We start from the raw sequence: 13,518 nt of genomic DNA, 5'->3' as shown, positions 1-13,518 counted from the left end.
TCAGGACGGGCTCTGGCCGGCGAGCTGCTGGATCCGCACGATCACGAACTCGGCGGGTTTGAGTGGGGCGAACCCGACGACGACGTTCACCACGCCCCGGTCCCGGTCGTCGCCGGTGGTGGTCTCCGCGTCGCACCGCACCAGGTACGCCTCGCGCGGGGTACGCCCGGCGAACGCGCCCTTGCGGAACAGGTCCTGCATGAACGACGTCAGGTTCAGCCGCAGCTGGGCCCAGAGCGGCTCGTCGTTGGGCTCGAAGACGGCCCACTGGGTACCCCGGAAGACGCTCTCCTCGATGTAGAGCGCGAGCCGGCGCACCGGCGTGTACTTCCACTGGCTGGCCAGCACGTCCGCGCCGGCCGTGGTGCGGGCCCCCCAGTTGACGGTGCCGACGACCGGGAACGTCCGCAGGCAGTTGAGCCCGAGCGGGTTGAGCACGCCGTTCTCGGCGTCGGTGAGCGGGTGGACCAGGTTGGTCACCCCGCGCAGCTGCGCCTCCGTGCCCGCCGGAGCCTTCCACACGCCGCGCTCGGTGTCCTGGCGGGCGTACAGGCCGGCGAGGGTGCCGCCGGGGGCGACCGTACGCGGCCGGAAGCCGTCGGTCGGGTCGGGGATCCGCAGCCGGGGGAAGTGCGCCACGGCGTTGGGTCCCTTGACGCCGAGCTGGTTGATCCAGTCCAGCGCCCGGTCGGGGTCGTCCACTCCGGGCGGCGGGTCGACCAGCAGCATCGCCCGGCGCCGGGCGCACAGCTCGTACGCGGCGGCCCAGACCGCCTCCGGGTCCACCCCGGTGTCGACCGACGTCGGGTCGCCGGGCTTGGCGCGGGTCGCGTCGGGGATGCAGAGCAGGTTGAACAGGTCCGTCCTGAGCAGGGCGTAGATGCCGGTGTAGGCGGCCTCGGAGCCGATCAGCGCGGCGGCGCCGGGCAGCAGCGTGCCGTCCGAGCCGGTGACCAGGTCGCCCTGGCCGAGTCGCTTGGCGCCGACGGGGGTGTACCGGCCGACGTTCGTGGTGGCGCCGCCCAGGCCGAGCAGCGCCGCGCCGTCGGCCACGTCGCCGGAGGCGGTCGCGCCCGTGACGGTGAAGGCCGCGTCGACGGCCGCCGGGGCCACCAGCGGGTCCACGTCGCCGAGGACGCGCAGCCCGCCGTCGGCGGTTGGCAGCACCCGCACCCGCAGCCCGGCGGCCCCGTCGGCGGCCCCGAGCGCGGTGTTGATCTTCCGTTGCAGCAGCGCGGCCACGCCGGCGGGTGAGGACGGCAGCCGCTCGCCCTTCTCCAGCGCCGTAACGGTCACGGCGGCGACGGCCGGGACGGTCCTGGTGGGGTCCGCCGGGTCCGGCTTGGTGGGCCGGTCCGGCTGCACGGTGAGCCGGTAGTTCTTCGCGGCGTCCACCGTCGGCGCGCCGACGGCCGCGCCGAGGGTGCCGCTGGGCACCGGCCGGCCCGCGCCGCTCGCCCCGGCCCGGGCCCGCACGAGCGAGGAGCCACGGTCGGGGTCGTTGAGCGCGGCGACGGCGTACGCGGCGCTCGCCGGGTCGGACGACAGCCCGGTGAAGTGCTCGCTCGCGCCGGTCGCCGGGTCCTGGACGCTCAGGTTGAACGTCTTCGGGTCGGCCGCGTCGTCGTGGTCGACGTCGATCAGCAGCCCGCTGCCCCAGCTTCCGGTGCTCGCGGCGTCCAGCACCAGCGCCGACTTCGGGCCGGCGCCCACCTTGTCGAGCAGGGTGACCGAGGCGGGACGGGCGTCGGCGCGGGGCACCCGTACGACGAGCGCGGCGGCGCCGCCGTTGCGGAAGAACTGCTGCACGGCCAGGCTGAGTTCGGAGTCGCGGTCGACGCCGCCGAAGCGGCGCTCGAACTCGCCGAAGCTGTTCACCCGGACGGCGCGGTGCTCCGGGCCGGTCCGGACGTATCCGACGAAGGCGGCCACCCCGGTCGCCACGCCGATGACGGGTCGGACGCCGCTCGGGGCTTCCTCGATGTAGACGCCGGGATAGCTCGGAGTCACGGGCATGACTACCTCGTCTCGGAGTGGAAAGTCGGCTGCCCACACCCTCCGCCCGCAGGTCAGCGCCCTCTAGCGGGGAACCGACCGGGTTGCGACGCGAACCCGACACCCGCGCCGATGCGGTTACTGGCCGTGAACTGATCGGCCAGCGGGCCGCCGCTGAACGTCCCGGCCCGCGCGCCGTTCGGCCAGCACGACGGGCCGGTCACCGGGCGGCGAGGGCCAGCACGCCCCGGTCCAGGACGATCCGCCCCGCCCCGTCGCCGACGCGGAAGAGCACGCCGTACGGGCGCCGCCAGGCCTGCACCGTCAGGGTGTCGCCGGGGTGCAGCGGCGCGTTGAAGCGGGCCCGGACGTGCCGTACGCGGGTCGGGTCGTCGCCGACGAGGGGCAGCAGGAGCCGGCCGGCGAAGCCGAAGGTGCACAGGCCGTGCAGGATCGGGCGGGGCAGCCCGGCGCGACCGGCGACGACCGGATCGGAGTGCAGCGGGTTGCGGTCGCCGCTGAGCCGGTAGAGCAGCGCCTGGTCCGGGCGGACGGCGGCGACGATCCGGTGCTCGGGCGGGCCGGTCGGCGCGCGCCATCCGGCGGCCCGGGCGCGGCTGCCGCCGAAGCCGCCGGCGCCGATGACGAACATGGACCGGCGTACGACGGCCACCGTCGTGCCCGCCGGGTCGCGCAGCCGGGAGACCTGCTGGACCAGCGCGCCGCTGCCCTGGTCGTGCAGCGCGGTCACGGTGGCGGTGGTGTGCACCTGCCCGGCCGGCGGCAGCGGGCGGAACAGGGTGAGCGCCTCCTCCGCGTGCCGGACGGCGGTGGGGTCGCCCAGGGGCGGCGGATCGGCGGCGAGGACGCTGGCGAAGGTCGGCAGCACCCGCTGCGGGTGGCCGGTCGAGTTCTCGGTGGTGAAGCGGAGTTCCGTGGCCGGGTCGCGCTGCCCCGCCCCGACCCCGAGGGCGTAGAGGATCGCCTCGGTGGCGGTCCAGGCCCGGCGCGACGACGTGTGCAGCCCGACGAGCGTCGGCAGCGGGCCGCCTGGTCCCGGTGCGCTCATCGGCCCGCCGCCGCCCGATCGCCCGCGTACGCCTGGCGCGTCGTCGCCCGGCCGCAGCGCGGTCGGCCGCCGGGGCCACCCCGGCCCTCTGCGCCGCGCGCGCGACTACGGAGAGTGGTCGACGTTGTCGCCCTCGCGGCCGGCGTCGGCTCGGGCCGGCCGGCATCGGCCCGTTTGTCCAGCGTGTTCATCGGACTCCCGATTTGTGGCTGCGGATTCGATCCGTCGGCCGTCGATCGTCGACGGCTACTGTCTGTTGCAGGAAGGTGAGGTCGAATCTCTTGACTGCGCCCACCGCCCAGCAGTAGCGTCCCATATTAAGCAACGGTAACCATAATATGAGCCGCTAGGTATCTGGGGTAGCCATGAGAATGCGAGCATTGCGAGCTGCGGTAGCAGCCCTGCTGGTGACCGCCGCCGTTGCGGCATGCGCGGAGAACCAGACCCCGACCGAATCCGGTGGCGGCGAGGCGACCCCTTCGGTGGCGGTCAACTTCGGCGTGGGCGTCGACCCGGCGTACTCCCCGATCTACCTCGCCGACCAGGAGAAGCTGTTCCAGGCCAACGGCCTGAACGTCACCGTCACCCAGTACCAGGAGGGCACCGGCGGCCTCGACGCGATCCTGGCCAAGCAGGGCCAGGTCACCGCGAGCACCGAGTCGAGCCTGCTCAACCGGGCCACCCGGGGCGACATCAAGGGCCTGGCCGTCTTCTCGCAGTCGCCCAGCTTCATCAAGCTCGTGGCGCGCTCCGGCGTCGCCGACGTGGCGGGCATCAAGAAGTACGGCGTCGTCCCCGGCACGGTCAACGAGTACGCCACCAACAAGGTCCTCGCGGCGCGCGGCATCAGCCGGGAGTCCGTCGAGTTCGTCAACGCCTCGCCCGCCGAGATGCCGGCCCTGCTGCAACGCGGCGACGTGGACGGCTACATCATGTGGGAGCCGTGGCCCTCGCGCGGCGTCGCCAACGGCGGCAAGATCCTGCTGACCAGCGGCGACATCGGCTACGTCTACAACCTGGTGATCGGCGTCGACGGCGCCTGGTACGAGGCCAACAAGGAGACCGCCAAGAAGGTCGTGCAGACCATCGGCCAGGCGTGCGAGCAGCTCACCAAGGACCCCGCCAAGGCGGGCACGGTCACCGAGAAGGCCATCAAGGTGCCGGCGAAGGAGGCCCAAGGGCTGCTCGAGGGCGTCCAGTGCCAGGTCCGCGACTTCACCGACGACGACCTCAAGCGCTACGGCGAGATCGCCCAGTTCCAGCAGGACAGCAAGATCGTCACCCAGAAGGCCGACCCGGCGACCGTCATGGTCAAGGGGGTGGCGTGACAGTCGACGGCACCGCCCCCGCCACGTCCGCCGGGCTGCCCGCCAGCCGCGCCGGCTCCCCGATCCGCATCCGCGACGTCGACATCCGCTTCGGCGAGTTCGTAGCCGTCAGGGGCGCGAGCCTCGACATCGCCGCCGGTGAACTCGTCTGCCTGCTCGGCCCGAGCGGCTGCGGCAAGTCCACGCTGCTCAACGCGGTCGCCGGGTTCGTCCGCCCGGCGGCCGGCGAGGTGACCTGCGGCGGCGAGGCGGTGACCGGGCCGGACGTGTCGCGGGGCGTGGTCTTCCAGAGCGCCGAGGCGTTGTTCCCCTGGCTGACCGTACGCCAGAACGTCGCCTTCGGACCGCAGATGCGCGGCGTGCCGAAGGCCCGGCGCGACGCGGTCGTCGACCGCTACCTGGCGATGGTCGGCCTCGCACACAGCGCCGAGCGGTTCCCCGAACAGCTCTCCGGCGGCATGCGCCAACGGGCCCAGCTGGCCCGGGTCCTGGCCAACGACCCCTCGGTCGTGCTGATGGACGAGCCGTTCGGCGCGCTGGACGCCCAGACCCGGCTGGTGATGCAGGTCGAACTCGACCGGATCTGGCGCGAGACCGGCGCCACGATCGTCTTCGTCACCCACGACATCGGCGAGGCCATCCTGCTCGGCGACCGGATCGTCACGATGACCGCGGGGCCGTCGGCGGCGATCAAGAAGGACTACCGCTGCGACCTGCCCCGGCCCCGCGACCTGACCGACCCGGCCTGCGCGGCGCTGTTCCGCGAGCTGCGCGAGGACATCGGCGCCGAGGTGGCCCGGACGCTGCGCGCCCAGGGGCTCGACGACGGCCACGACGGCCGACCCGGCGCCGACCGGCCCGAGCGGACGGAGGAACGATGACCGTCGAGGCACCCACCGTCCCCGACCGCACCCGGGCGGCGGCCACGACCGGCCCCCGCCGCAACCGCTGGCCCCGGCTGACCCGCATCGGGCTGTCGATCCTGTCGGTGCTGCTCGGCGTGCTGATCTGGGACCTGGTCAGCCGCAACTACACCGCCTTCTTCCTGCCCTCGCCACGGCTCACCCTCGACGGCGCGGTCGAACTCGTCCGCGACGGAACCCTGTGGGACTCGGTCAGCGCGTCCTCGACCCGCATCCTCACCGGCTGGCTGCTCGGCGTGCTCGTCGGCGTACCGATGGGTCTGCTGATGGGCTGCATCCCCTGGCTGCGGCTGATGCTCGACCCGTACATCCAGTTCTTCCGCTTCGTGCCGCCGATCGCCTTCGTCACCCTGGCGATCATCTGGCTCGGGCCGGGGGAGGCGTCGAAGGTGGCGCTGATCTTCTACACCACCGTCTTCATCGTCGCCCTCAACACCCTGGCCGGGGTGCTGTCGGTCAACGAGATCCGGATGCGCGCGGCCCGGGCGCTCGGCGCCGGCCCCGTACGCAGCCTCGTCTCGGTCGTGCTGCCGTCGACGGTGCCGCACGTGGTCACCGGGGCCCGGCTGGCGATGGGCAACTCGTTCCTGACGATCGTCTCCGCCGAGATCGTCGCCGCCCAGAGCGGCCTCGGCTCGCTGATCTGGACGGCCCGCAACTACGCCAAGACCGAGTGGGTCTTCGTGGGCATCATCGCCCTGGGCCTGCTCGGCTACCTCTTCGACTGGATCCTGCGGCTGGTCACGGGACGGACCCTGCGCCGCTACGGCGTGACGTTCTAGTCGCCGACGCATCCACCCCTACCCGAAAGGCTCGCCATGCTCTGCATCGGCGTCGACATCGGTGGCACCTTCACCGACGTCATCGTCTACGAGCCGGCCACCGCCCGGCTCGCCGAGGCCAAGACCCTCTCCACCCCGCACGACCCCGCGGCGGCGATCTTCGAGGGACTGGCCAAGCTCGGCGTCAGCCTGGACACCGTCGACCGGTTCGTGCACGGCACCACCCGGGTCACCAACGCGCTGCTCGAAGGCTCCGGCGAGCCGGTGGCCGTACTGGCGACCGAGGGCTTCCGGGACGTGCTGGAGATGGGCCTCGGGCACCGGCCCCGCCTCTACAGCGTCAAGGAGAGCGCCCGGCCGCCGCTCGTCGCGCGCCGGCACCGGCACGTGCTGCGCGAGCGCATCGCCGCCGACGGCAGCGTCGTACGGCCGCTGGACGCCGACGAGCTGGACGAGGTACTCGACCGGGTGGCCGCCGCCGGGCCCCGGGCGGTGGCGGTCTGCCTGCTGCACTCGTACCGCAATCCCGCGCACGAGCGGGCCGCGGCGCGGCGGCTGGCGGAGCGGCACCCCGGCCTGGTCTGCACCGTCTCCTCCGACGTGGTGCCGGAGCAGGGCGAGTACGAGCGCTTCGCCACCACCGTGCTCAACGCCAGCGTGCGGGCGACCGTCGCCGACTACCTGCGCGGGCTCGGTGACGCCCTCGCCGACGGCGGATACGCCCACCCCCTGTCGATCATGACGAGCAGCGGCGGTGTCGTCTCCACCGACGAGGCCGGGCGGCTGCCGATCAACCTGGCCCTCTCCGGGCCCGCCGGCGGGGTCGCCGCCAGCGTGCACGTGGCCTCGCTCGCCGGCTATCCGAACGTCATCACCTGCGACATCGGCGGCACCAGCACGGACGTCTGCCTGATCAAGAACGGCACCCCGTTGATGACCAACGACGGGAAGATCGCCGGCTACCCGAACCGCACCTTCCAGGTCGAGATCAACACCATCGGCGCCGGCGGCGGCTCGATCGCCTGGCGCGACCTGGGCGGGGAGCTGCGCGTCGGGCCGCGCAGCGCCGGCTCCACCCCCGGCCCGGCCGCCTACGGTCGGGGCGGCACCGAGCCGACCACCACCGACGCGCACCTGCTCGTCGGCCACCTCGACCCGGGCGAGAGCCTGGGCGGGGAGGTGCCGCTCGACCCCGACGCCGCCCGCGCCGCCCTGGCCGGGCTGGCCGGCACGTTCGGTCTCGACGAGCTGGAGCTGGCGCGCGGCATCCTGACGCTCGCCACGGTCAAGATGACCAGCGCCATCAAGGAGATCTCCGTGGCGTGCGGCCACGACCCGCGCGACTTCGTGCTGATGCCCTTCGGGGGCGCCGGCCCGATGCACGCCACCGACCTCGCCGACGAGCTCGGCATCCGCCGGGTCCTCGTACCGCCGGTGCCGGGCAACTTCTCCGCGCTCGGCTTCGTCACCGCCCAGGCCCGCCACGACTACGTGCGTACCGTCCTGGTGCCGGCCGACGGCGACGGCCTGGCGGCGGCCCGGGCGGCCCTGGCCGACCTGCGCGACGCCGCCCTGGCCCAGCTCAAGGCCGAGGACGGCGTCGAGCCGGACGAGGTCAGCTTCGGCCTCTCGGTCGGCATGCGGTTCCGGGGGCAGAGCTTCGACCTCGCCGTCGCCCTGCCCGAGCTGCCGGCCACGGCCGACGAACTGGTGGCGGCCTTCCACGCCGCCTACGCCGAGCGCTACGCGTACACCCGCTCCGACCACCCCGCCGAGATCGTCAACTGCCGGCTCACCGCCTTCGGGCCACGCCCGGCCGTACGCTTCGCCGCCCCGACCGGCGGCCCGGCGCAGCCCGGCACGACCCGCCTCTACCGCACCGGCGGCTGGGTCGAGGCCAGCGTGTGGCGCCGCGCCGACCTGGGCCCCGACTCCGTCGTCGCCGGCCCCGCCGTCGTGCGGGAGAACGGCAGCACCACCGTCGTCGGCGGCGGCTGGACCGCCACGGTCGACGACCACGGAAACCTGCTGCTGACCAAGGAGTGACCCGTGATCCCGCCAGCGCTCGACCTCACCGTGCTGGAGCGCGCCGCCCGGCAGCCGGACCGCGCCCTGTACGTCTTCGACGACCCGGGGCGGCCCGTGACGACGGGGGAGTTCGCCGACCTCGCCGGCCGGGCGGCGGCCGTCCTGGCGGCCCAAGGCGTCGGCCGTGGCGACCGGATCGCGGTCTGGGCCGAGAACGGGCTGGCCTGGCTGGTGCTGCTGGCCGCCGCGGCCTGGCGGGGCGCCGCCCTGACCACCCTGCACCCCGGCCTCACCGGGCCCGAGCTGACCTCGGCGCTGGCCCGTGCCCGACCACGGCGGCTCTTCGCCGCCGAGCGGGTCCGCGACCGGCCCGGCCCGCCCACCGTCACCGAAGCCCTGGCGGGGCTGCCGCCGGGCGAGCGCCCGGACGGCTGGCACGTCCTCGGCGCGGACCTGGGCGCGGCGGCGCTGGCGGGGCTGCCCGGCTGGGACGACCCGGTCCCGCCGCCCGTCGGCGACCCGGACGCCGCCTGCAACATCCAGTTCACCTCCGGCTCCACCGGCCCGGCCAAGATGGTGTCGCTGAGTGCGGCCAACCTGCTGACCAACGCGGCCTGGACGGCCGAGGCGGCCCGGCTGCGCCCCGACGACCGGATCGCCTCGCCGCTGCCCCTGGCCCACGCGGCGGGGCTCGGCAGCGGGGCGATGCTGGCGCTGGTGACCGGCGCGCTGTGGGTCTCCACCCGCAGGTTCCGCACCGAGCCGGTGCTCGACCAGATCGAGCGGCACGCGTGCACGGTGGTGCAGGCCGTACCCACCATGGCGTCGATGCTCTGCGACCGCGTCGAGCAGGACCCCGGACGTTGGAACCTGTCGTCGTTGCGGGTCGGCTTCCTCGGCGGCGCCACCTGCGCCCCGGCGCTGGTCACCCGCACCCGGCGGGCCCTCGACCTGGAGCGGGTGGCGGTCGTCTACGGCCAGACCGAGGCCGGCCCGACGATCAGCCTGGACCCCGGCGACGGGACCTGCGGGGCGCCCGGGAGCACCGTCGGACGCGTCCTGCCGGCCCTTGAGGCCACCGTGGTCGACCCGGCCACCCGCACCCCGCTGCCCGCCGGGCAGGTCGGTGAGCTGCTGGTACGCGGAGAGTCGGTCACCCGCGGCTACGCCGACGACCCGTTCACCACCGCCGCCGCGATCACCAGCGACGGCTGGCTGCGCACCGGCGACCTGGGGGCGCTGACCGGCGAGAAGGTCCTCACCCTGGCCGGCCGGATCAAGGAACTGATCATCCGCGGCGGCGAGAACGTGCACCCCGCCGAGGTCGAGGCCGTGCTCGCCGACGACCCGGCCGTGGCCCGGGTGTGCGTCCTCGGCGTGCCGTCGCCGCGCTGGGGGGAGGAGGTCGCGGCCCTGGTCGTGACCGTCCCCGGCGGGCGCTGCGACGTCGACCGGCTCACCCGCACCGCCACGCAACGGCTGGCCCGGCACAAGGTGCCGACCCTGATCCGTACGGTCGCCGACCTGCCGCTGCTGCCGTCGGGGAAGGTCGACCGGCGGGCCGCGCGGGACCTGCTCGTTGCTCCGGGGGAGGAACGCTGATGCAGCTCGGCTCGTGTTTCCTGGACTCGCTCACCGTCACCAGCTTCTTCGGCAACGCCGAGATGCGCGGGGTCTTCAACGACCGGCAGCTCATGCAGTCGTGGCTCGACGTCGAGGCCGCCCTCGCCCGGGGGCAGGCGAAACTGGGCGTCATCCCGTCCGCCGCCGCGCAGGCCATCACCGAGGCCGCCCGCGTCGAGCGGCTCGACACGGCGGTGCTCGCCGCCGACGCCGCCGACACCGTGCACCCCCTCGTGCCGCTGGTGCGGGCGCTCACCGCCGCCTGCCCGGGCGACGCCGGCCGCTACGTCCACCTCGGCGCCACCACCCAGGACGTGATGGACACCGGCTTCGTCCTGCGGGCCCGCGACGGCCTGGACATCGTGCAGCGGCAAATCGACGAGCTGGTACGCGCGCTGCGCCGGCTGGCGCTGCGCCACCGCGCCACCCCGATGGCCGCCCGCACCCACGGGCAGCAGGCGCTGCCGACCACCTTCGGCCTGCGCTGCGCGGTGTGGCAGGACGAGCTGCAACGCCACCGCGTCCGGCTGCGGCAACTGCGCCAGCGGCTGCTCGTGACGAGCATGGGCGGCGCGGCCGGCACGATGGCCGGCTACGGCCCGCAGGCGTTCGCGCTGGAGCAGGCCGTCGCCGCCGACCTGGGGCTCGGCGTCGCCGCCACCCCGTGGCACGCCACCCAGGACCGCTTCGCCGAGTGCCTGATGGTCTTCGGCCTCGTCGCGGCCAGCGCCGAGAAGCTGGCCCGGGAGGTCTACTTCCTCGGCCGCACCGAGGTCGGCGAGGCGTACGAGTCGCAGCGGTCCACCCAGGTCGGCAGCAGCACGATGCCCCACAAACGCAACCCGATCCGCTGCGAGGCGGTGATCGCCGCCGCCGGCACCCTGCGGGCCCAGGTGCCCCTGGCGTTGCAGACCATGGTCGCCCAGGACGACCGGGACATGGGCGTCGGCATGACGCTGTGGAAGCTGCTGCCGGAGTGCTTCATCCTGCTCGGCGGCGCGATGCAGCGACTGGTCGACGTCTTCGGCGACCTCGGCGTCAACCCCGACCGGATGCGCGCCAACCTCGACCTCACCGGCGGGCTCGTGCTCTCCGAGGCGGTGATGCTGCGCCTGGCCGGCCCGCTCGGCCGGGAACAGGCCCACCACCTGGTCATGCGGATCGTCCGCGACAGCCTCGATGCGGGCCGCCCGTTCGCCGAGGCGCTGCGCGCCGACCCCGAGGTGGCCGCCGCCCTGCCCCCGGCGGAACTCGCCGGCCTGCTGGACCCCCTGTCGTACGTCGGCCACGCCGCCGCGCTGGTCGACCGCGCCCTACTCAACTCGGAGTCACCATGACCGACGCCCACCGTGCCGAGGAGTCCGTGCTGCTGCACCGCGACGGCCGACTCGCCCGGGTGACGCTCAACCGGCCCGCCCGGCGCAACAGCTTCGACCTGGCGATGCTCGCCCGCTTCGAGGACGTGATGCACGAGCTGTCGCGCGACGACGGCACCGAGGTCGTCCTGCTCACGGGCGCCGGCACCGCGTTCTGCGCCGGCACCGACCTGCACGAGCTGGCGACCCTCGACGCCCGGGCCACGATGTCCGTGCAGCGCCGCACCGCCGAGCTGGTCGAACGCTGGTACCGGCTGGAGCAGAGCACCGTCGCGGCGTTCAACGGCCCGGCCATCGGCTCCGGGGCGGTGCTCGGCCTGGCCAGCGACCTGCGGGTGGCCGCCGACACCTGCTTCGCGACCTTCCCGGAGGTGGGCTTCGGCATCCCGCTGACCTGGAGCGGCATGGCGATCCTCGCCGACCTCGTCGGCGCCGACCTGGCCAAGCGCTGGCTGCTGCTCGGCGAGCGGATCCCCGCCGACGAGCTGCGCGACCTGCGCCTGGTGACCGAGGTGGTGGACCCGGGGCGGCTCGCCGCCGCGGCGACCGGGCTCGCCGAGCGGCTGCTGGCCACCTCCGCCGTCGGGCGGTCGATGACCAAGCGGGCGGCCCGCCTGGCCGGGCCCCGGTTCGAGGCCGCCGCCAACGACTCCTACCTCGGCGCGCTGAGCGTGGCGCTGCGCCCCGCCGGCGACTACCTCGCCCGGGATGCCCGGTGAGGGCCGGCGAGGCGATCGCCGACGCCATCGTGGCGCACGGGGTCGACACCATCTTCGGGCTGCTCGGCGACGCCAACATGTTCCTGGTCGCGGACCTGGTCCAGCGCCACGGCGTCCGCTTCGTGGCGGCCCGCAACGAGAACGCCGCGGTGATGATGGCCGACGGCTGGGCCCGCGCCACCGGCCGGTGCGGCGTCGTCACCGTGACCCAGGGTCCCGGCCTGGCGGTCGCCGGTGCCGCGCTGACCATCGCCCGGCAGGCCGGCACGCCGCTGGTCCTGATCGCCGGCGACACCCCGCCCGGCGACCCGCTGCACGTGCAGAGCTTCCCGCAGCAGCCGTTCGCGCTGGCCACCGCCGGGGCGTTCGTGCCCGTGGTGGCGCCGGCCACCGCCGCCCGCGACGTCGGCCTGGCGTTCCGCGCCGCCGCCGAACGGCCCGGCCCGGTCGTCCTCGACGTCCCCATCGACCTCCAGGACGAGCCGGTGCCCGCCGGGGCCGTGCCCGCGCCGGCCGTCGTCGCGTACCGGCCCGCGTCGCCGGCGCCGACCGACGCGGCGGTCGCCGAACTGGTCGGCCTGCTGGCCGCCGCCCGCCGCCCGGTGCTGCTGGCCGGGCGGGGCGCCGAGGCGGCGGCCGACGACGTACGCCGGCTCGCCGACTGGTGCGGCGCGGTGCTCGCCACCACCGTGCTGGCCGCCGGGCTCTTCGCCGGCCACCCGTACCACCTGGGGGTGGCCGGGGGACTGGCCCGCCCGCTGACCCGGCGGGTGCTGGCCGAGGCGGACCTGGTGGTCACCCTCGGGGCGGGACTCAACCGGTGGACGGCCGACCACGGCGCGCTCTTCCCCGGGGCGCGGGTGGTCGCGGTCGACGTCGACGCGCGGGCGCTGGGCGCGCGCTGGCCGGTCGACCTGGGGATCGTCGGGGACGCGGCGGTCACCGCGCGGGCCGTGACGGCCCGGCTCGAGCCGCGTGAGCGCCCGGAGTGGCGCAGTGCCGCGCTGGCCGCGCAGATCGCCGAGGCCGACCCGTTCGACGGCATCGCGTTCGTCGAGGGCTCGGCGGGCATCGACCCCCGGGCGTTCATGCGGATCTGCGCCCGGCGGCTGCCCGCCCGGCGCACCACCGTGGTGGGCGTGGGGCAGTTCGGAGGCTGGCCGAACCTGCTGCTCGACTCGTCCGCCGTGGACCGCGCGTTCATCGCGCCCTGGGAGTTCGGCAGCATCGGCGTCGGCCTGCCGTACGCCGTCGGGGCCGGGGTGGGCCGACCGGACCGGCCGGTGGTGGCCTTCGAGGGCGACGGCAGCCTGCTCACCGGCCTCGGTGAGCTGGACACGCTGGCCCGGGTCGGTGCGCCGGTGCTGCTGGTGGTCCTCGACGACGGTGGCTACGGCGCGGAGGTGCGCAAGTTCGCCCCGCGCGGGGTCGACCCGGCGCTGGCCCGGTTCCCGGCCCGGGACCTGGCGGCGGTGGCCCGGTCCCTGGGCGTACCGGCCTGGACGGTCACCGACGAGGCGGGCGCCGAGGCGGCCCTCGACGCGGCGCTGCCGGTGACCGGGCCGGCGGTGCTGCACGTGCGGGTCCTGCCCGAGGTCACCCAGGAGCGGTTCTGACGGCGTACGCCCCACCGCGCCGCCGCCGGCACCTGACGCGGTGCCGGCGCGACGGCGGG

At 74.9% G+C, this 13,518-nt stretch carries 10 protein-coding genes; 8 read left to right on the top strand and 2 right to left on the bottom strand.

The features are described 5' to 3' along the window. Together GA0070610_RS14515 and GA0070610_RS14510 are read right to left on the bottom strand one after the other, a co-directional pair. On the bottom strand, positions 1 to 2,016 hold the full coding sequence (locus GA0070610_RS14515) for a phage tail sheath family protein (RefSeq protein ID WP_089000530.1): 2,016 nt from the start codon (positions 2,014 to 2,016) through the stop codon (positions 1 to 3). 199 nt (positions 2,017 to 2,215) lie between these two features. Next, positions 2,216 to 3,064: a MaoC/PaaZ C-terminal domain-containing protein gene (locus GA0070610_RS14510; RefSeq protein WP_089000529.1), complete on the bottom strand. Its 849-nt coding sequence runs from the start codon at positions 3,062 to 3,064 to the stop codon at positions 2,216 to 2,218. Between the two features lie 407 nt (positions 3,065 to 3,471). Between GA0070610_RS14510 and GA0070610_RS14505 the strand changes: the two genes are divergently transcribed. The 8 genes from GA0070610_RS14505 to GA0070610_RS14470 are packed head-to-tail and all read left to right on the top strand — an operon-like array spanning position 3,472 to position 13,459. Then, positions 3,472 to 4,392 (top strand): ABC transporter substrate-binding protein, encoded by a 921-nt coding sequence (locus GA0070610_RS14505; protein ID WP_231926124.1) that lies wholly within the window; start codon positions 3,472 to 3,474, stop codon positions 4,390 to 4,392. Then, complete coding sequence (locus tag GA0070610_RS14500; RefSeq protein ID WP_231926123.1) at positions 4,389 to 5,273, top strand: ABC transporter ATP-binding protein; 885 nt, start codon at positions 4,389 to 4,391, stop codon at positions 5,271 to 5,273. Before GA0070610_RS14505 ends, GA0070610_RS14500 begins: the two co-directional genes overlap by 4 nt. Continuing rightward, complete coding sequence (locus GA0070610_RS14495; RefSeq protein WP_089000527.1) at positions 5,270 to 6,097, top strand: ABC transporter permease; 828 nt, start codon at positions 5,270 to 5,272, stop codon at positions 6,095 to 6,097. Before GA0070610_RS14500 ends, GA0070610_RS14495 begins: the two co-directional genes overlap by 4 nt. 36 nt (positions 6,098 to 6,133) lie before the next feature. Beyond that, positions 6,134 to 8,143 (top strand): hydantoinase/oxoprolinase family protein, encoded by a 2,010-nt coding sequence (locus tag GA0070610_RS14490; protein WP_089000526.1) that lies wholly within the window; start codon positions 6,134 to 6,136, stop codon positions 8,141 to 8,143. Positions 8,144 to 8,146: 3 nt separating this feature from the next. Next, on the top strand, positions 8,147 to 9,727 hold the full coding sequence (locus GA0070610_RS14485) for a class I adenylate-forming enzyme family protein (protein ID WP_089000525.1): 1,581 nt from the start codon (positions 8,147 to 8,149) through the stop codon (positions 9,725 to 9,727). Then, positions 9,727 to 11,085: an adenylosuccinate lyase gene (gene purB / locus GA0070610_RS14480; protein ID WP_089000524.1), complete on the top strand. Its 1,359-nt coding sequence runs from the start codon at positions 9,727 to 9,729 to the stop codon at positions 11,083 to 11,085. Before GA0070610_RS14485 ends, purB begins: the two co-directional genes overlap by 1 nt. Continuing rightward, a complete protein-coding gene (locus GA0070610_RS14475) occupies positions 11,082 to 11,843 on the top strand; it encodes an enoyl-CoA hydratase/isomerase family protein (RefSeq protein ID WP_231926122.1) in 762 nt (253 codons plus the stop codon). Before purB ends, GA0070610_RS14475 begins: the two co-directional genes overlap by 4 nt. Continuing rightward, a complete protein-coding gene (locus GA0070610_RS14470; RefSeq protein ID WP_089000523.1) occupies positions 11,840 to 13,459 on the top strand; it encodes a thiamine pyrophosphate-binding protein in 1,620 nt (539 codons plus the stop codon). Before GA0070610_RS14475 ends, GA0070610_RS14470 begins: the two co-directional genes overlap by 4 nt. Positions 13,460 to 13,518: the final 59 nt, after the last annotated feature.

Origin of the sequence: Micromonospora echinofusca (assembly GCF_900091445.1) — a bacterium.
Taxonomy (GTDB): domain Bacteria; phylum Actinomycetota; class Actinomycetes; order Mycobacteriales; family Micromonosporaceae; genus Micromonospora; species Micromonospora echinofusca.
Note: the sequence above shows the minus strand (reverse complement) of the source record. Positions and strands in the feature narration are given on the sequence as shown.